This window comes from Streptomyces sp. NPDC058157 (assembly GCF_042884105.1).
Lineage (GTDB): Bacteria > Actinomycetota > Actinomycetes > Streptomycetales > Streptomycetaceae > Streptomyces.
Window position 1 is genome coordinate 1 of the sequence record NZ_JBHVUQ010000156.1, and the last position, 17,481, is coordinate 17,481.

At 69.5% G+C, this 17,481-nt stretch carries 15 protein-coding genes and 1 pseudogene; all 16 read left to right on the forward strand.

Features of this window, described 5'->3' with window-relative positions; all coding sequences use genetic code 11:
* Positions 1-378: 378 nt before the first annotated feature.
* Positions 379-2,022, forward strand: coding sequence for an ABC transporter substrate-binding protein (locus tag ACFVXK_RS29045; protein WP_389617070.1), 1,644 nt, complete (start codon positions 379-381; stop codon positions 2,020-2,022).
* Between the two features lie 180 nt (positions 2,023-2,202).
* A complete protein-coding gene (locus ACFVXK_RS29050) occupies positions 2,203-3,126 on the forward strand; it encodes an ABC transporter permease (RefSeq protein WP_389617073.1) in 924 nt (307 codons plus the stop codon).
* Between the two features lie 29 nt (positions 3,127-3,155).
* Entirely contained in the window at positions 3,156-4,085 is a 930-nt protein-coding gene (locus tag ACFVXK_RS29055) for an ABC transporter permease (RefSeq protein ID WP_389617076.1), read from the forward strand.
* Positions 4,086-4,103: 18 nt separating this feature from the next.
* On the forward strand, positions 4,104-5,159 hold the full coding sequence (locus tag ACFVXK_RS29060) for an ABC transporter ATP-binding protein (protein WP_389617079.1): 1,056 nt from the start codon (positions 4,104-4,106) through the stop codon (positions 5,157-5,159).
* On the forward strand, positions 5,152-6,297 hold the full coding sequence (locus ACFVXK_RS29065) for an ABC transporter ATP-binding protein (protein WP_389617082.1): 1,146 nt from the start codon (positions 5,152-5,154) through the stop codon (positions 6,295-6,297). Before ACFVXK_RS29060 ends, ACFVXK_RS29065 begins: the two co-directional genes overlap by 8 nt.
* Before the next feature lie 230 nt (positions 6,298-6,527).
* Positions 6,528-8,153 carry an ABC transporter substrate-binding protein gene (locus ACFVXK_RS29070; protein ID WP_389617085.1) on the forward strand — a complete coding sequence of 542 codons (1,626 nt, stop codon included), beginning with the start codon at positions 6,528-6,530 and terminating at the stop codon, positions 8,151-8,153.
* A gap of 79 nt (positions 8,154-8,232) precedes the next feature.
* Positions 8,233-9,177, forward strand: a complete 945-nt coding sequence (locus ACFVXK_RS29075; protein ID WP_389617088.1) for a GNAT family N-acetyltransferase — start codon at positions 8,233-8,235, stop codon at positions 9,175-9,177.
* Positions 9,178-9,284: 107 nt separating this feature from the next.
* Positions 9,285-10,916 (forward strand): ABC transporter substrate-binding protein, encoded by a 1,632-nt coding sequence (locus tag ACFVXK_RS29080; protein ID WP_389617091.1) that lies wholly within the window; start codon positions 9,285-9,287, stop codon positions 10,914-10,916.
* A 34-nt stretch (positions 10,917-10,950) separates the two neighbouring features.
* The gene (locus ACFVXK_RS29085; protein ID WP_389617094.1) at positions 10,951-11,874 is read left to right on the forward strand and encodes an ABC transporter permease; all 924 of its coding nucleotides are present in this window, start codon (positions 10,951-10,953) and stop codon (positions 11,872-11,874) included.
* Positions 11,867-12,868 carry an ABC transporter permease gene (locus tag ACFVXK_RS29090; protein ID WP_389617097.1) on the forward strand — a complete coding sequence of 334 codons (1,002 nt, stop codon included), beginning with the start codon at positions 11,867-11,869 and terminating at the stop codon, positions 12,866-12,868. Before ACFVXK_RS29085 ends, ACFVXK_RS29090 begins: the two co-directional genes overlap by 8 nt.
* Before the next feature lie 15 nt (positions 12,869-12,883).
* On the forward strand, positions 12,884-13,858 hold the full coding sequence (locus ACFVXK_RS29095) for an ABC transporter ATP-binding protein (protein ID WP_389617100.1): 975 nt from the start codon (positions 12,884-12,886) through the stop codon (positions 13,856-13,858).
* The gene (locus tag ACFVXK_RS29100; RefSeq protein WP_389617104.1) at positions 13,851-14,912 is read left to right on the forward strand and encodes an ABC transporter ATP-binding protein; all 1,062 of its coding nucleotides are present in this window, start codon (positions 13,851-13,853) and stop codon (positions 14,910-14,912) included. The genes ACFVXK_RS29095 and ACFVXK_RS29100 overlap by 8 nt, the downstream gene beginning before the upstream one ends.
* A 356-nt stretch (positions 14,913-15,268) precedes the next feature.
* The gene (locus ACFVXK_RS29105; RefSeq protein WP_045952243.1) at positions 15,269-15,463 is read left to right on the forward strand and encodes a hypothetical protein; all 195 of its coding nucleotides are present in this window, start codon (positions 15,269-15,271) and stop codon (positions 15,461-15,463) included.
* A gap of 22 nt (positions 15,464-15,485) precedes the next feature.
* Positions 15,486-16,391 carry an N-acetyl-1-D-myo-inositol-2-amino-2-deoxy-alpha-D-glucopyranoside deacetylase gene (gene mshB, locus ACFVXK_RS29110; RefSeq protein ID WP_389617107.1) on the forward strand — a complete coding sequence of 302 codons (906 nt, stop codon included), beginning with the start codon at positions 15,486-15,488 and terminating at the stop codon, positions 16,389-16,391.
* Entirely contained in the window at positions 16,388-16,771 is a 384-nt protein-coding gene (locus tag ACFVXK_RS29115; protein ID WP_389617110.1) for a DUF6113 family protein, read from the forward strand. The genes mshB and ACFVXK_RS29115 overlap by 4 nt, the downstream gene beginning before the upstream one ends.
* 354 nt (positions 16,772-17,125) lie before the next feature.
* Positions 17,126-17,481, forward strand: a pseudogene (locus tag ACFVXK_RS29120) (hypothetical protein); the annotation flags it as partial.

The window sequence follows — 17,481 nt, forward strand, 5'->3', positions numbered from 1 at the left end:
CCTCCCCGCACCGGCCCGGTGCGGGGAGGGGCCGTCGCCGTTTGTCAAACGGATTGTGGTGCCCGAGTGTCCGCATACCGATCGTGACGCTCCGGAAGAAGGACTAACCGTCCGTTTCGCACGTGTCTGTCTCCTATCCGTTTGTCCGGATTTCGGGTTTTCGCCATGCGGTGATGTTGTGAAAACGAGACCACTTAACTGTGGTTTACGGTCTGGGCGTCCCTGAGGATGGCTCCATTGAGCTCGGGTCAATGGGTCACACGCTGTGGGGAGCGTCGACTCACGAGCACACACGACGGGACCGGATTTCGCTGTCAGGGGTGTCAGCGGATGACGGGCCCACATCATCGACAGTGACTCCTGAGGAGGCTATTACCCATGCGCGGAGCAACGAGCGCCAAGTGGGTCGTGGGTGCGGTCATCGTGGCGATGGCCGCCACCGCATGCAGCAGCAACGACGCCGGCAGCAAGGACAGCGCCAAGGGCGGCACGTTCCGCCTCGGCATCACCGAGCCGACGGCGATCGACCCGTACAACTCCCAGGAGTCCGAGGGCGCGCTCGTCACGCACAACCTCTTCACGGGTCTGTACAGCGCCACGGTCGACGGCAAGCTGAAGCCCGAACTCGCCGAGTCGGTCCAGACCAGCGACGACGGCAAGACCTGGACCTTCAAGATCAAGCAGGGCACGAAGTTCTCCAACGGCGAGGCCGTTGACGCCGAGTCCTTCGTCCGCGGCTGGACCCGTGTGGTCGCCAAGGACTCCGCCTCCGACGTCGCCTACCCGTTCGCGGGCATCAACGGCTACAAGGAGCTCAACGGCGGCGGCGCCACCACCTTCGCCGGTGTGACCGCGCCCGACGCCGGCACCCTGAAGGTCGAGCTCTCCGAGGCCGACTTCGAGTTCGACAAGAAGACCGTGCACCAGGCCTTCAGCCCGGTCCCGAAGGTCGCCGGCGCCGCCAGCAACAAGGCGTACAACGACGCGCCGATCGGCAACGGCCCCTTCAAGATGGAGGGTTCGTGGCAGCACAACAAGTCCATCACCCTCGTCCGTAACGACGACTACGGCCTGGAGAAGGCCAAGCTCGCCAAGGTCGAGATCTCGATCCTGAACTCGGCCAACGGCTCCACCCTGGAGTACCAGGGCTTCCAGTCGGGCCAGTTCGACTGGGCCCGTATGCCCACGCCGCAGCAGCCGGTGGCGAAGGCCAAGTACTCGCCCATGAAGAAGTGGATCGAGGCCGACACCAGCGGTGTCAACTACCTGGTCGCCTTCAACCAGACCGCGCCGCTGAACAACCCCGACGCCCGCAAGGCGATCTCCTACGCGATCGACCGCGAGGCCATCGCCAAGGGTGTCTTCCAGGGCATGCAGAAGCCGGCCACCTCGGTCCTGCCGCCGTCCTTCGCGGACACCTACCAGGACGGCGTCTGCTCCTCCTGCGTCAAGCAGGACAAGGAGAAGGCCAAGCAGTACGCGGAGAAGGGCGGCCTGAAGCCGGGCACCGTCCTCGACTTCGGCTACAACACCGGCGCCGGCCACGAAGAGTGGGTCCAGGCCGTCGCGCAGCAGCTGAAGGACGTCCTCGGCCTCGACGTCAAGCTGAACGGCAAGCCGTTCAAGGAGGCCCTGGCCCAGCAGCAGGACAAGGCGACCGGTGGCATCTGGCGCTCGGCGTGGGGCGCGGACTACCCGACCCCGGACAACTTCCTGTACCCGCTGCTCGACTCCGGTTCGATCAACGAGGACCCGGCGACGGGCAAGGCGGCCGGTGACAACCGCGGCCGTTACAACAACCCGAAGTTCGACGAGCTGATCACCAAGGCCCGCGGCACCAAGGACCCGGCGGCCCGCGCCGCGGTCTACAAGGAGGCCGAGAAGCTCGCGGTCGACGACGAGCAGGGTCTCATCCCGCTGTGGAAGCGCACCCAGTTCCGCCTCGCGGCCACGGACAAGTTCAACAACATCCAGCTGGACTTCTTCGAGGACCCGAACCTCGCTGAGATCTCGGCCAAGTAAGAGCCTCCTCAACAACAGGTAGGCGAAGGTCGTGGGGGCCCGAGTTACTTCTCCGGTCCCCACGGCCTTCGCTCAGTCCCGGGCGCACCCCTCTCTCTTGTCGATCCGCGCCCGGATGCGGCCAATCTCCCGATCGGATGATGCCGCCAACCCCCACGCTCGGTATGTAAAGGAGGCATCGTGGGAAGGTATGTGATCCGGCGGCTCGGACAGATGGTTGTCGTTCTCTTCGGTGCGACGGTTATCCTCTTCGCCTGTCTTTTCGTTCTCCCCGGCGACCCGGTGGGTTCGCTCGGCGGTGACAAGGCCCGTGACCCGGCTGTGGTCGAAGCGCTCCGGGAACGCTACGGTCTGAACGACCCGCTGCCCGTCCAGTACGGGAACTTCGTCAAGCACCTCGCGCAGGGCGACCTCGGTGAGGACTACACCCAGCGCCGGCCGGTGACCGAGGTCCTCGCGCCGAAGCTCACGAACACCGCTGAGCTCGCCCTGGCCGCCATCGTCCTGGACATCCTGATCGGCCTGCTGGCGGGTCTGATCGCCGCGCTGTTCAGATACTCGTTCTGGGACGTGTTGATCACGCTCCTGACCACGATGGCCGTCGGCTTCCCGTCCTTCGTGATCGGCATGGTGCTCCAGAAGGTCTTCGTGGTCCAGTTCCAGTGGGTCCCGCTGATCTCCGACGGCACGATGAAGTCGCTGATCCTGCCCGCCTTCACGCTGGCGATCCTCGACGCCGCCCTCGTGGCCCGGCTCATGCGCGGCACCATGCTGGAGGTGCTGCGCGCCGACTACGTCAAGACGGCCGTCGCCAAGGGCCTGCCCCGGCGGACCGTGCTCGTCAAGCACGTCATGCGCAACTCGATCATCCCGGTCGTCACGTACCTGGGTATCTCCTTCGGCTCGCTGCTCGGTGGCGCCCTGATCACCGAGGCGATCTTCAACTGGGACGGCATCGGGCTCGCCCTGGTGCAGGCGGTCCAGCAGCAGAACAACCCGATCATCATCGGCGTGGTGAGCTTCGGCGTCGCCGTGTTCGTTCTGCTGAACCTCCTCGTCGACCTCTTGTACGCGGTCCTCGACCCGCGCATCCGCCTCGCCTGATCCCAGGCAGCCCGTTCTAGGAGTTACCCATGACCGAGCTCACCAAGAGCACATCGGTGGCGGGGGACGCGACCGCACCGGCGCAGGCCGCGAACGCGGAGGCCGAACCGGCCGTCGCCCGCGTGACCCAGTGGGGCGAGATCCGCCACCGCTTCCTCGCCAACAAGCTGGCCGTCGTCGGCCTCGGCCTCGTCCTGCTGCTGTTCCTGACCGCGATCTTCGCCCCGCTGATCGCCCCGCAGGACCCGCTCGCCCAGGACCTGAACAACACCCTTCAGGAGCCGGGCAACGGTCACCTGCTGGGCACCGACGCCCTCGGCCGCGACCAGTTCTCCCGCATCATCTACGGCACCCGCATCGCCGTGGAGATCGGTCTCGCGTCGATCTTCCTGGCGTGCCTCATCGGTGTCGTCATCGGCGCGCTGGCCGGCTACTTCGGCCGCGCCACCGACTCGGTGCTGATGCGCATCGCCGACGTCTTCTTCGCCTTCCCGCTGCTGATCGGTGCCATCGTCATCATCATCGCGATGGGCCGGGGCGTCATGCCGGTGATCATCTCGCTGGCCGTCTTCTCGTGGCCGACGGTCTCCCGTCTGCTGCGCAGCTCGATCCTCTCGGTCCGTGAGGCCGACTACGTGCTGGCCGCCCGCGCCCTGGGCGCGGACACCCGCCGGATCATCGTGCGGCACATCATCCCCAACTCCATCGCCGCGGTGATGGCCTACGCCGCGTTCAGCGTCGGCGGCGCCATCGTGGCCGAGGCCTCGCTGTCCTTCCTGGGCGTGGGCGTCAGCCCCGAGATCCCGGAGTGGGGCAACATGCTCGCCGCCTCCAAGGACTTCATGGGAGTCAAGGACTTCCTGTGGACCTACCCCAGCATCGCGATCGTGCTGACGGTCCTTGGCTTCGTATTCGTCGGCGACGGGCTCCGCGACGCCCTCGACCCGAAGCTGCGCTAGAAGGGCGGCACCACCGAAATGACTGCTTCAAGCACCACCGCAGACGCGTCCCGCCCCCAGGGCGGCGACACCGAGGTGCCCGTTCTCGAAGTGCGTGACCTGCACGTCGAGTTCGCGACCCGCGAAGGCGTCGTCAAGGCCGTCAACGGCGTCAACTACAGCGTCTCCTCCGGCGAGACCCTGGCCGTGCTCGGCGAGTCCGGCTCCGGCAAGTCCGTGACCGCGCAGGCGATCATGGGCATCCTCGACTCGCCCCCCGGGCGGGTCGCCAAGGGCGAGATCCTCTTCCGCGGCGAGGACATCCTCAAGCTGCCGGAGAACGAGCGGCGCAAGCTGCGCGGCCCGAAGATGGCGATGATCTTCCAGGACGCGCTGTCCGCGCTGAACCCGGTGTTCTCCGTCGGCAACCAGCTGGGCGAGATGTTCCGCGTCCACCAGGGCATGTCGAAGAAGGACGCCAAGGTCAAGGCCATCGAGCTCATGGACCGGGTGAAGATCCCCGCGGCCAAGAGCCGGGTCGACGACTACCCGCACCAGTTCTCGGGCGGTATGCGCCAGCGCATCATGATCGCGATGGCGCTCGCCCTGGAGCCGGACCTGATCATCGCGGACGAGCCCACCACGGCGCTCGACGTGACGGTCCAGGCCCAGGTCATGGACCTGCTGGCCGACCTGCAGCGCGAGTACAACATGGGCCTGATCCTGATCACCCACGACCTCGGCGTCGTCGCCGACGTCGCGGACAAGATCGCCGTGATGTACGCGGGCCGCATCGTCGAGCAGGCCCCGGTCCACGAGCTGTACAAGCGCCCCGCGCACCCGTACACCCGTGGTCTGCTGGACTCGATCCCGCGCCTGGACCAGAAGGGCCAGGAGCTCTACGCGATCAAGGGTCTGCCGCCCAACCTGCTGAAGGCCCCCTCGGGCTGCGCCTTCAACCCGCGCTGCCCCAAGGCGCAGGACATCTGCCGCACCGAGATGCCGCCCCTGCTCCAGGTGACCGAGCAGGACGGCACCGAGCTGGCCGGCCGCGCCAGCGCCTGCCACTTCCGCGAGGAGCAGCTCCATGGCTGAGTTCGACAAGAAGGATGACGCCGTGGACGCCACCCCCGGTATCAGCGAGGTCGACGTCGTCGAGGCGGCGACCGAGACGGCGGCCGTGGCCGCCATCGAGGCGCCCGTCGAGCGCGGCGAGCCGATCCTGCAGGTGCGCAACCTGGTCAAGCACTTCCCGCTGACCCAGGGCATCCTGTTCAAGAAGCAGATCGGCGCCGTCCGCGCGGTCGACGGGATCTCCTTCGACCTGTACCAGGGCGAGACCCTCGGCATCGTCGGCGAGTCCGGCTGTGGCAAGTCCACGGTCGCCAAGCTGCTGATGCTGCTGGAGACGGCGACGTCCGGCGAGGTCTTCTACAAGGGCCAGGACATCACGAAGCTGTCGGGCAAGGCCCTCAAGGCCGTGCGCCGCAACATCCAGATGGTGTTCCAGGACCCGTACACCTCGCTGAACCCGCGCATGACGGTCGGCGACATCATCGGCGAGCCCTTCGAGATCCACCCCGAGGTGGCTCCCAAGGGCGACCGGCGCCGCAAGGTCCAGGAGCTCCTGGACGTGGTGGGCCTGAACCCGGAGTACATCAACCGCTACCCGCACCAGTTCTCCGGCGGCCAGCGCCAGCGCATCGGCATCGCCCGCGGCCTCGCGCTCCAGCCCGAGATCATCATCTGCGACGAGCCGGTCTCCGCGCTCGACGTGTCGGTGCAGGCGCAGGTCATCAACCTGATGGCGAAGCTGCAGGACGAGTTCAACCTGTCCTACATCTTCATCGCGCACGACCTCTCGATCGTCCGGCACATCTCGGACCGCGTGGGCGTGATGTACCTGGGCAAGATGGCGGAGATCGGCTCCGACGAGCAGATCTACGACCACCCGACCCACCCGTACACCCAGGCGCTGCTCTCCGCGGTGCCGGTGCCGGACCCGGCGGCCCGCGAGGGCCGCGAGCGGATCATCCTGACCGGTGACGTCCCGTCGCCGGCCAACCCGCCGTCGGGCTGCCGCTTCCGCACCCGCTGCTGGAAGGCGCAGGACATCTGCTCCACCGAGGTGCCGCTGCTGGCGGTCCCGGAGCGCTTCCAGGGTGAGGACACCCCGGCCGCGCACGAGTCCGCGTGCCACTTCGCCGAGGAGAAGTCGGTCCTGGCCGTCTGATCCCCTGCGCGCACCCCACCGGGCACGGCCGTTCACGGCCGTGCCCGGTGGGCTTTCCGGGGCCCGCGGGGCGCACCCGTACCAGGTCGGTAACGTGACCGCTCAGGTATGTTCTATGGGTCCGGGCGTCCCCGAGGATGGCCCCATCGAGCTCGCGTCTCGGGTCAAGCGCTGTGGGGAGCGTCGGCTCACGAGCACACCGACAGTGACTCCTGAGGAGGCAATTTCCCATGCGTGGAGCAACACGCGCCCGATGGGCCGCCGGCACCGTCGTGCTGGCGATGGCCATGACGGCCTGCGGCGGCGGGGACGACCCGTCGGCCGAGGGCCGCATGGGCGGCCACATCACCGTGCGGCTGAGCGAACCGCAGCACGGGCTGGTGGGCCAGAACACCGGCGAGTCCGAGGGCGCCGAGGTGCTGCACGCACTCTTCACCGGCCTGGTCACCTACGACAACAGGACCAGCGAGCCGAAGCTCGCCGTCGCCGAGTCCATCGAGACGACGGACTCCAAGACCTGGACCGTCAAGCTCAAGGACGGTTTCACCTTCCACAACGGCGAGAAGGTCGACGCGCAGTCCTTCGTCCGCGCCTGGAACTGGGGGGCCAACCAGGAGAACGGCGCCGAGGCGATGGGCTTCTTCTCCAAGATCGAGGGCTCCGACGAGCTGGCCCCGGGCAAGGGCAAGACCCCCACCGCCAAGGAGCTCAAGGGCCTCAAGGTTGTCGACAGCAAGACCTTCGTGGTCACGCTGAAGGCGCCGTTCTCCCAGTTCAAGACCATGCTGGGCTACAACGCCTTCTACCCGCTGCCCAAGGCCTTCGAGGCGGACCCGCAGAAGTTCGGCGAGGCGCCGATCGGCAACGGCCCGTTCCAGATGGACGGCACGTGGGAGCACAACAAGCAGATCAAGGTCAAGAAGTACGCCAAGTACCCGAGCGACGGCCGCGCCAAGCTCGACGGCGTCACCTTCAAGATCTACGACAACCTGGACGCCGCCTACGGCGACCTCCAGGCGGGCAAGCTGCAGATAGTCGACAAGCTGCCGGTCACCGCGCTGCCCACCGTCTCCCAGGAGTTCGGCGAGCGCTACATCTACAAGCCCGAGGCCTCCATCGGCTACATCGGCCTGCCGCTCGAAGCCGACCCCGAGGCGTTCGGCAAGCCCGACGTCCGCAAGGCGATCTCGATGGCCATCGACCGGGAGGCCATCGCGAAGAGCATCTTCAACGGCACCCGCAAGCCGGCCGACGACTTCATCAGCCCCATCGTCCCCGGCTACCGCAAGGGCGCCCTGGGCGAGGCCGGGACCTTCAACCCGGTCAAGGCCAAGGAGCTGCTCCAGCGCGCCGGGGGCATCCCCGGCAACAGGATGGAACTCGGCTACGACGCCGACGGCGACAACAAGGAGTGGATCGAGGCCGTCGCCGCCCAGCTGAAGACCAACCTGGGCATCGAGGTCACCCCCAAGCCCTTCCCGAAGGCCGGCGACCTGCTGAACGCGCTGGGGGCCCAGAAGTTCGAGGGCGCCTTCCGCACCGGCTGGGCCATGGACTACCCGGCGGCCGAGGACTACCTGCGGCCGGTGTTCTCCAAGGAGGCCATCGCCAACGGCTCCAACTACGGGCACTACAAGAGCGAGGAGTTCGAGGCGGCCCTCGCCGCGGCCGACCGCTCCACCGACCCGGGCGACAGCACGAAGCTCTACCAGAAGGCCGACGACATCGTCATCCGGGACCTCCCGTACATCCCGGTCTTCACGTACATGTCCGCCGCCGCCTACACCAAGGCCGTGACCCACGTCGAGGTCGACGCCCAGGGCCGCATGGACCTCGCCAACGTCCAGATCACCTGAGGCACGGACCCGCCCCCGGGAGCCCCGGGGGCGGGCAAACCGGTTGCGGGCGGCCGCCGCGGCCGCCCAGAGTGGGCCGATGGCCACCGACACGCTGACCGTCCGCCCGGCCGGCCCCGGGGACGCCCGGGACATCTGCGCCCTGCTGAACGCCGTCGACCTCGTCGAGATCGGCAGACCCGAAACCGACCTCGGCACCGTCGAGGCCGACCTCAACCACCCCGACGTCGACCTCGCCACCGACTCCTGGCTCGCCTTCGAGGGCGGCCGCCTCGTCGCCTACGCCCTCGTCTGGGCCGACTCCGGACCGGGCAGGATCGACGGCGACCACTACGTCCTGCCCGGCCACCACCGGGCCGCCACGGCGCTGCTGCACCGGATGGAGGAACGGGCCCGCCGGATGGCCTCCGGCACCGGGCCGGGCGCCCGCCTGCGCCTCCAGCTCAACGTCCGCCCCACCCTCGACCTCACCCTCCTCACCGGCCGCGGCTACCGCAGCGTCCGCCGCTACCAGGTGATGACCCGCACCCTCGGCCCCGCCGCCGACCTGCCGCCCGAGCCGCCCGCCGGCCTGGTGCTGCGGGACTGCGCCGGCGACGAGGCCGACCGCCGCCGCGCCCACGCCCTGGTGGAGGAGACCTTCGCCGCCCACTTCGGACATGCCGAGCGCGACTACGAGGCCTGGCTGGACCACGTCGACGGCCGCCGCCTCGACTGGTCCCTGGTGTGGATCGCGAGCCTCCCCGGCCAGGGCGACACGGCCGTCCTCTTCTCCCGCGACGACCGCACCAGCATGGGCTGGATCAGCCACATCGGCGTACGGAAGGAAGCCCGCGGCCGGGGCATCGGCTCCCACCTCCTGCGCCATGCCTTCGCCGCCTACGCCGCCCGCGGCCGCGCGACCCTGGGCCTGGGCGTGGACACCCTCAACGAGAGCGGGGCCCTGGCCCTCTACGAGGCGCACGGCATGACCCTGCACTACGCGGTCGACACCTGGGAGCTCATGTTGCACCCCCAGGGGTGACAGCCGGGGGGCGCGAGGGTGCAAAACGGCCAACCAAGAGTGAAAGCCGCCCTACATAGGGTGACATTGCCCCTAAGTGAGTCCTGGGACCCCTTAGGAGGCAGTCCATGCGCGGAGCCACCCACGCCCAGTGGGCCGCATGCGCGGTCGCCGTCGCCCTCGCGGCGACGGCCTGCGGCGGCGGGAGCGACAGCGGCGGCGGTGGCGGTGCGGCGGGGATCGTCAGCTCCTCCTGGGGCGACCCGCAGAACCCGCTGGAGCCGGCCAACACCAACGAGGTGCAGGGCGGCAAGGTCCTCGACATGCTCTTCCGCGGCCTCAAGCGCTACGACGCCAAGACCGGCGAGGCCCGCAACATGGTCGCCGAGAAGATCGAGACCACCGACAGCCAGAACTTCACCATCACCCTGAAGGACGGGTGGAAGTTCAGCAACGACGAACCGGTCACCGCCCAGTCCTTCGTCGACGCCTGGAACTACGCGGCGGACGTGCGCAACAAGCAGAACAACGCCACCTTCTTCGCCAGCATCGCCGGCTACGAGGACGTGCACCCCGCCTCCGGTGAACCCAAGGCCAAGACCATGTCCGGACTGGTGGTCAAGGACCCCAAGACCTTCACCGTCGCCCTGAAGTCGAAGTTCTCCACCTGGCCCGAGACCCTCGGCTACCAGGCCTTCTCCCCGCTGCCCAAGGCCTTCTTCACCGACCACTCCGGCTGGCTGAACAAGCCGGTCGGCAACGGCCCGTACACGGTGGACTCGTACACCAAGGGCACCGGCATGAAGCTGCGCAAGTGGGAGGGCTACCCCGGAGCGGACAAGGCGCAGAACGGCGGCGTGGACCTCAAGGTCTACACCGACAACAACACCGCCTACACGGACCTGATCTCCGGCAACCTCGACCTCGTCGACGACGTCCCCGCGCAGCAGCTGAAGAACGTCAAGAACGACCTCGGCGACCGGTACATCAACCAGCCGGCCCTCATCATCCAGACCCTCACCTTCCCCCTGTACGACCCCCAGTGGGGCAAGGAGGGCATGGACAAGGTCCGCCGCGGCATCTCCATGGCGATCAACCGCGACGAGATCACCGAGCAGATCTTCCGCGAGACCCGCACCCCGGCCAAGGACTGGACCTCGCCCGCCCTCGGCGACAAGGGCGGCTTCAAGTCCACGCTCTGCGGCGACGCCTGCAAGTTCAACCCCACCGAGGCCAAGAAGCTCATCCGGGAGGCCGGCGGCCTGCCCGGCGGCAAGATGACCCTCACCTCGAACGTGGACACCGGCTCCCACCGCGACTGGATGGAAGCCGTCTGCAACAGCGTCAACAACGCCCTGGGCGAAGGCCCCGTCTGCACCGTCAACCCCATCGGCACCTTCGCCGACTTCCGCAACCAGCAGAGCGCCTTCAAGCTGACCGGCCCCTTCCGCTCCGGCTGGCAGGCCGACTACCCGCTCATCCAGAACTTCCTCCAGCCGCTCTACTACACCGGGGCCTCCTCCAACTACGGCAAGTTCAGCAGCCCGGAGTTCGACAAGCTCGTCGACGAGGCCAACCAGGAGAGCGACACCGCCAAGGCCGTCGGCAAGTTCCAGGACGCCGAGAAGGTCCTCGCCGAGCAGATGCCCTCCATCCCCCTCTGGTACCAGAACGGCAGCGCCGGCCACTCCGAGCGGATCTCCGACGTCGCCCTGAACCAGTTCAGCGTCCCCGTCTACAACGAGATCAAGGTCAGCTGACCCCCGCCGCCGAGCCCGACACCCTGGAGCATCCATGGGACGTTACGTGATCCGGCGGCTGCTCCAGATGATCCCCGTGTTCATCGGCAGCACCTTCCTGATCTTCTTCATGGTCTACGCGCTGGGCGACCCGGTGGCGGCCCTCTTCGGGGACAAGGCCCCCGACCCCGCCACCGTCGCCCGCATCCGCAAGGACCTCTACCTCGACCGCCCCCTGTGGGAGCAGTACGTCCACTACATGGGGCAGATCTTCCAGGGCGACTTCGGCACGGCCTTCAACGGCCAGAAGGTCACCGAGCTGATGGGCAGCGCCTTCCCCGTCACCCTCCGGCTGACCTGCGTCGCGATCCTCATCGAGATCGTCGTCGGCATCACCCTCGGCGTCATCGGCGGACTGCGCCGGGGCAAGGCCGTCGACACCGCCCTGCTGGTGGCCACCCTCGTCGTGATCTCCGTGCCCGTCTTCGTCACCGGCTACGTGTTCCAGTTCCTCTTCGGCGTCACCTGGGGCTGGGTCCGCCCCACCGTCTCCCCGGCCGCCCGCTTCGACGAGCTGATCCTGCCCGGCCTCGTCCTCGCCCTGGTCTCCCTCGCCTACGTCACCCGGCTCTCGCGGACCTCCATCGCCGAGAACGTCAAGGCCGACTACGTCCGCACCGCCGTCGCCAAGGGCCTGCCGCGGCGCCGGGTCATCACCCGCCACCTGCTGCGCAACTCCCTCATCCCGGTGGTCACCTTCATCGGCACCGACATCGGCGCCCTGATGGGCGGGGCGATCATCACCGAGCGGATCTTCAACATCCACGGCGTCGGCTACCAGCTCTACCAGGGCATCCTGCGCGGCAACTCGCCGACCGTCGTGGGCTTCGTGACCATCCTCGTCATCGTCTTCCTGGTGGCCAACCTGATCGTCGACCTGCTCTACGCGGTCCTGGACCCGAGGATCCGCTATGCCTGAACCCGAGCCGCAGCCCTACGACCCGCTGGGGCCCGGCGAGCACGAGGCCATCGCCCCGACCGGACAGGGAGGCCCCATGGACCTCGCGCTGGAGGAGGCCGAAAGCCTGGACCAGCCCCTCGACCCCGGCCCCGCCGGCCCCCGCGAGCGGGCCCGCTCCCTGTGGTCCGACGCCTGGCACCAGCTGCGCCGCAACCCCGTCTTCATCGTCTCCGCCCTGCTCATCCTCTTCCTCGTCGTCATCTCCCTCTGGCCTCAGCTCATCGCGAGCGGCGACCCGCTCTACTGCCGGCTGTCCAAGTCCCAGCAGGGACCCGCCCCCGGGCACCCCTTCGGCTACGACACCCAGGGCTGCGACGTCTACACCCGCACCGTCTACGGGGCCCGCGCCTCCATCACCGTCGGCATCTGCGCCACCCTGGGCGCCGCCCTGCTGGGCTCCGCGCTCGGCGGGCTCGCCGGGTTCTTCGGCGGCTGGGGCGACGCCCTGCTCTCCCGGGTCGCGGACATCTTCTTCGGCATCCCGGTCGTCCTCGGCGGGCTCGTGTTCCTGTCCGTGGTCACCAGCACCACCGTCTGGCCCGTGGTCGGCTTCATCGTGCTGCTCGGCTGGCCGCAGCTCGCCCGCATCGCCCGCGGCTCGGTGATCACCGTCAAACAGAACGACTACGTCCAGGCCGCCCGGGCCCTCGGCGCCGGCAACGCCCGCATGCTGCTGCGGCACGTCGCACCCAACGCCGTCGCCCCGGTCATCGTCGTCGCCACCATCGCGCTGGGCACCTACATCTCCCTGGAGGCGACCCTGTCCTTCCTCGGAGTCGGCCTGCGCCCGCCCACCGTCTCCTGGGGCATCGACATCTCCAACGCCGCCTCCCAGATCCGCAACGCCCCGCACATGCTGCTCTGGCCGGCGGGCGCCCTGAGCCTGACCGTGCTCGCCTTCATCATGCTCGGCGACGCCGTGCGCGACGCCCTCGACCCCAAGCTGCGCTGAGGAGTGAGCCGCCAGATGCTGCTCGAAGTCCGGGACCTGCACGTGGAGTTCACCACCCGCGACGGGGTCGCCAAGGCCGTCAACGGGGTGAACTACTCGGTGGACGCGGGCGAGACCCTCGCCGTGCTCGGCGAGTCCGGTTCCGGGAAATCGGTGACGGCCCAGGCCGTGATGGGGATCCTCGACATGCCGCCCGGCCGGATCGCGGGCGGGCAGATCCTCTTCAAGGGCAAGGACCTGCTGAAGATGAAGGAGGACGAGCGCAGGAGGATCCGCGGCGCCGAGATGGCGATGATCTTCCAGGACGCCCTGTCCTCCCTCAACCCCGTCCTCACGGTCGGCGCCCAGCTCGGCGAGATGTACGAGGTCCACCGCGGGATGTCCCGCAAGGACTCCCGGGCCAAGGCCGTCGAGCTGATGGACCGGGTGAAGATCCCGGCCGCCCGCCAGCGCGTGGGCGACTACCCGCACCAGTTCTCCGGCGGCATGCGCCAGCGCATCATGATCGCGATGGCGCTGGCCCTGGAACCCTCCCTGATCATCGCCGACGAACCCACCACCGCCCTCGACGTGACCGTCCAGGCCCAGGTCATGGACCTGCTCGCCGAGCTCCGGCGCGAGCTCGCCATGGGACTGATCCTGATCACCCACGACCTCGGCGTCGTCGCCGACGTGGCCGACAAGATCGCCGTCATGTACGCGGGCCGGATCGTGGAGTCCGCCCCCGTCCACGCCCTGTACGGGTCACCGGCCCACCCCTACACCCGGGGCCTGCTCGACTCGATCCCGCGCCTGGACCAGAAGGGCCAGGAGCTCTACGCCATCAAGGGCCTGCCCCCGAACCTGCTGGCCATCCCGCCCGGCTGCGCCTTCAACCCGCGCTGCCCCATGGCCCGCCCCGTCTGCCGGACCGACGTCCCGCCGCTGGCCGGGGCCGGCCCCGACCGGGCCAGCGCCTGCCACTTCTGGAAGGAGTGCCTCGGTGCCTGAGCCCCTCCTGGAGGTCCGCGACCTCGTCAAGCACTACCCCCTCACCCAGGGGGTCCTCTTCAAGAAGCAGATCGGGGCGGTCAAGGCCGTCGACGGGGTCTCCTTCGGCCTCGGGGCCGGCGAGACCCTCGGGATCGTCGGCGAGTCCGGCTGCGGGAAGTCCACCGTCGCCAAGATGCTGGTCCACCTGGAACGCCCGACCGCCGGGGCCATCTCGTACAAGGGCGAGGACATCACGAAGCTGTCGGGCAGGGCCCTCAAGGCCGTGCGCCGCAACATCCAGATGGTGTTCCAGGACCCGTACACCTCGCTGAACCCGCGCATGACGGTCGGCGACATCATCGGCGAACCGTACGAGATCCACCCCGAGGCGGCCCCGAAGGGCGACCGGCGCCGCAAGGTCCAGGAGCTCCTGGACGTGGTCGGCCTGAACCCGGAGTACGTCAACCGCTACCCGCACCAGTTCTCCGGCGGCCAGCGCCAGCGCATCGGCATCGCCCGCGGCCTCGCCCTGCGGCCGGAGGTCATCGTCGCCGACGAGCCGGTCTCCGCGCTCGACGTCTCCGTCCAGGCCCAGGTCGTCAACCTCCTCGCCCGCCTCCAGGCCGACTTCGGCCTCTCCTACGTCTTCATCGCGCACGACCTGTCCATCGTCCGGCACATCTCCGACCGGGTCGCGGTCATGTACCTGGGCCGGGTCGTCGAGACCGGGACCGACACCCAGATCTACGAACACCCCACCCACCCCTACACCCAGGCGCTGCTCTCCGCCGTGCCCGTACCCGACCCCGATGCCCGCGCCCACCGGGACCGGATCCTGCTCTCCGGCGACGTGCCCTCCCCGGCGAACCCGCCCTCCGGTTGCCCCTTCCGCACCCGCTGCTGGAAGGCCGAATCCCGCTGCGCCACGGAGGTGCCGCCGCTGGCCGTCCCGGCGGCCTTCCCGGCCGGTCCGGCGGCCCATCCGTCGGCCTGTCACTTCGCGGCCGAGCGGCAGGTGGTCCCGCCGCCCGGAGAACTCGCGCCCCCACCCGCACCCCTGACGGAGCAGTAGGGAACGGGCTGGAAAACGCTGGAGGGACCGATGATTTCCAGCCACCCCGCCGCGACCCCCCGGAGGGGGCCGTTTGGGCTCCAACCCGGCGCCGCCGAGGGTGACTTGACCGATTCTGCCCCGAGTTTCGATTCCGGCCGGTGGGGCGGGATACGGCCGTAGGGGCGCCGGTGGGCGCGCGGGCCTCCGGCGCGGCTCGTCCGCGCCCCCGGGCGTGCGCGGTATGCGCCCCTCGTGCTGCCGGAATTCGACCGATGCGCTGGTACGGATAGTTATGATCCGTAGCGCACGGTGGGTATGAATCGCCGAGCACGAGTACGCGTACCGATGTCCGCTCGACGTGGAGGTGAAACGCCGTGGCACTCTCGATCTCGGCCGTGGTGCTGCTGGCGATCGTCGTCTTCCTTCTGGTCCGGAGGTCGGGGCTGAAGGCGGGGCACGCGTTCGTCTGCGTACTGCTCGGGTTCTACCTGGCGAGTTCGACGGTGGCTCCCACCCTCAGCCAGCTCACCTCGAACGTGGCGAGCATGATCAGTGGCCTCAAGCTGTAGGGCGGCCTCGTAGGCTGGCCCCATGAACGGTCTTCCCGCCCGTCGTCTGCTCCTCGTGCACGCGCACCCGGACGACGAGTCGATCAACAACGGCGTCACCATGGCCAAGTACGCGGCCGAGGGCGCCCACGTCGCGCTGGTGACCTGCACCCTCGGCGAGGAGGGCGAGGTCATCCCGCCCGAGCTGGCCCACCTCGCGCCGGACCGCGACGACACCCTCGGCCCCTTCCGGGTCGGCGAGCTCGCCGCCGCCATGAAGGAGCTCGGGGTCGCCGACCACCGCTTCCTCGGCGGCACCGGCCGGTTCCGCGACTCCGGGATGATGGGCGCCCCGCAGAACGCCCGCCCCGGCGCCTTCTGGGCCACCGGCGTGGACGAGGCCGCGGGCCACCTGGTCGCCGTCATCCGAGAGCTGTGCCCGCAGGTCCTGGTCACCTACGACCCGGACGGCGGCTACGGCCACCCCGACCACATCCAGGCCCACCGCGTCGCCATGCGCGGCGCCGAACTGGCCGCCGACCCCGCCTACCGGCCCGAGCTGGGCGCCCCGCACGCCATCGCGAAGGTGTACTGGAACCGGGTCCCGCTCTCCGCCGTCGAGGAGGGCTTCGCGCGGCTGCGCGAGCGGGGCGGCGCACTGCCCTTCCCGGGCCTGGCGACCCCCGCCGACGTGCCGGGCGTGGTCCCCGACGGGCGGATCACCGCGGAGATCGCCGACGCGGCGGGCGGGCGGGTGCTGGTGGAGGCCAAGGCGGCCGCCATGCGGGCGCACGCCACCCAGATCGCCGTCGACGGACCCTTCTTCGCCCTCTCCAACGACCTGGCCCAGCCGCTGTTCGCCCGCGAGTACTACGAGTTGGCCGTGGGGGAGTCCGGGGCTCCGGCCGGTGAGCGGGAGAACGACCTCTTCGCGGGGGTGGGGGCGTGACCACGGCGCTGACGGCGGGGCGGATCGCCGCCCTGCTGGGCCTGCTCGTCGCGGGCACCGCCACCGGGCTGGCCGGCTGGCTCGTGGTGGACCTGTGGTTCCCGGCCGGGCTGGTGCTCGGCGTGCTGGCCCTCCTCGGGCTGTTCCTCGGCGCCCGGATCGCCCTCGGGGGCGGGCTCGGCGTGGGCGTCGCGGCGGCCGGCTGGTTCCTCTCGTACGTGCTCCTCGGCGTCCCGCGCCCCGAAGGCGACTTCCTGCTCGGTTCCTCCGGAATGGGTATGTACGCATACCTTTTGGGCGGGAGTGCGGTCGCTGTGATCTGCGCCACGATGCGCGCTCCCGCGGAACCACCGGTTTCGGCCCCGAAACCGCGCGGCTGACGGGCCGCCGAACTCCCGCACCCCCCGATCGGGGACGGGTTGCGGGGGTTTGACGGGCCCTCGGAGGAGGATCTGCGGAGAGCTAAGAGGAACCTTTCATTCCCCTGGGACAGTTGCGTGCGCGCGGCGGCCAGTATGGTGGACGGGCCGCCGAGCTGCCCGCGCACGGCACGCGGGCGGCGGAGCCAACCGGGAGAACCTGCCTTGAGTCGTGACACCGACAGTTCGCCCCCCGGGCCCGTAGGGCACGGTGGAGCCGCCTACCCCTCGGGTACGCCGCCGTACGGAACCGGCCAGTCCGCGCCCACGTCCCTGCCGCCCCGGCCTGGCGCGACCGCCCCGGAGGAGAATCCTGTGAGTTCGAACCCGTCCACGCCCGACACCGACGGGCCGAAGACCGAGACCACCCTGACGACCCGGATCCGGATCAACATCCCGGGTTCGCGGCCGATCCCGCCCGTGGTCGTCCGCAAGCCGGTGAAGGACGGCTCCGCGGAGCCCGCCCCCGGCTCCGCCGAGTCCGAGCCGGCGCCGGCCCCGGCCCCGCGCGGCCAGGCCCAGCCCCCCGTGCGCGCCGCCCTGCCGGCCCGGCCCACGGGCCAGACGCCCGCTCCGGCCCCGCAGGCGCCCGCCCCGGCCCCCAAGGCCCCGGCCGAGGCGCCGTCGGACGGCGGCTGGTTCGCCCCGCGCAAGGCGGCCGCGCCCCCGCC

Coding starts and splice junctions, on each gene's coding strand:
- ACFVXK_RS29045 (WP_389617070.1), top strand. CDS start 379: ATGCGCGGAGCAACGAGCGCCAAGTGGGTCGTGGGTGCGGTCATCGTG.
- ACFVXK_RS29055 (WP_389617076.1), top strand. CDS start 3,156: ATGACCGAGCTCACCAAGAGCACATCGGTGGCGGGGGACGCGACCGCA.
- ACFVXK_RS29060 (WP_389617079.1), top strand. CDS start 4,104: ATGACTGCTTCAAGCACCACCGCAGACGCGTCCCGCCCCCAGGGCGGC.
- ACFVXK_RS29065 (WP_389617082.1), top strand. CDS start 5,152: ATGGCTGAGTTCGACAAGAAGGATGACGCCGTGGACGCCACCCCCGGT.
- ACFVXK_RS29070 (WP_389617085.1), top strand. CDS start 6,528: ATGCGTGGAGCAACACGCGCCCGATGGGCCGCCGGCACCGTCGTGCTG.
- ACFVXK_RS29075 (WP_389617088.1), top strand. CDS start 8,233: ATGGCCACCGACACGCTGACCGTCCGCCCGGCCGGCCCCGGGGACGCC.
- ACFVXK_RS29080 (WP_389617091.1), top strand. CDS start 9,285: ATGCGCGGAGCCACCCACGCCCAGTGGGCCGCATGCGCGGTCGCCGTC.
- ACFVXK_RS29085 (WP_389617094.1), top strand. CDS start 10,951: ATGGGACGTTACGTGATCCGGCGGCTGCTCCAGATGATCCCCGTGTTC.
- ACFVXK_RS29090 (WP_389617097.1), top strand. CDS start 11,867: ATGCCTGAACCCGAGCCGCAGCCCTACGACCCGCTGGGGCCCGGCGAG.
- ACFVXK_RS29095 (WP_389617100.1), top strand. CDS start 12,884: ATGCTGCTCGAAGTCCGGGACCTGCACGTGGAGTTCACCACCCGCGAC.
- mshB (WP_389617107.1), top strand. CDS start 15,486: ATGAACGGTCTTCCCGCCCGTCGTCTGCTCCTCGTGCACGCGCACCCG.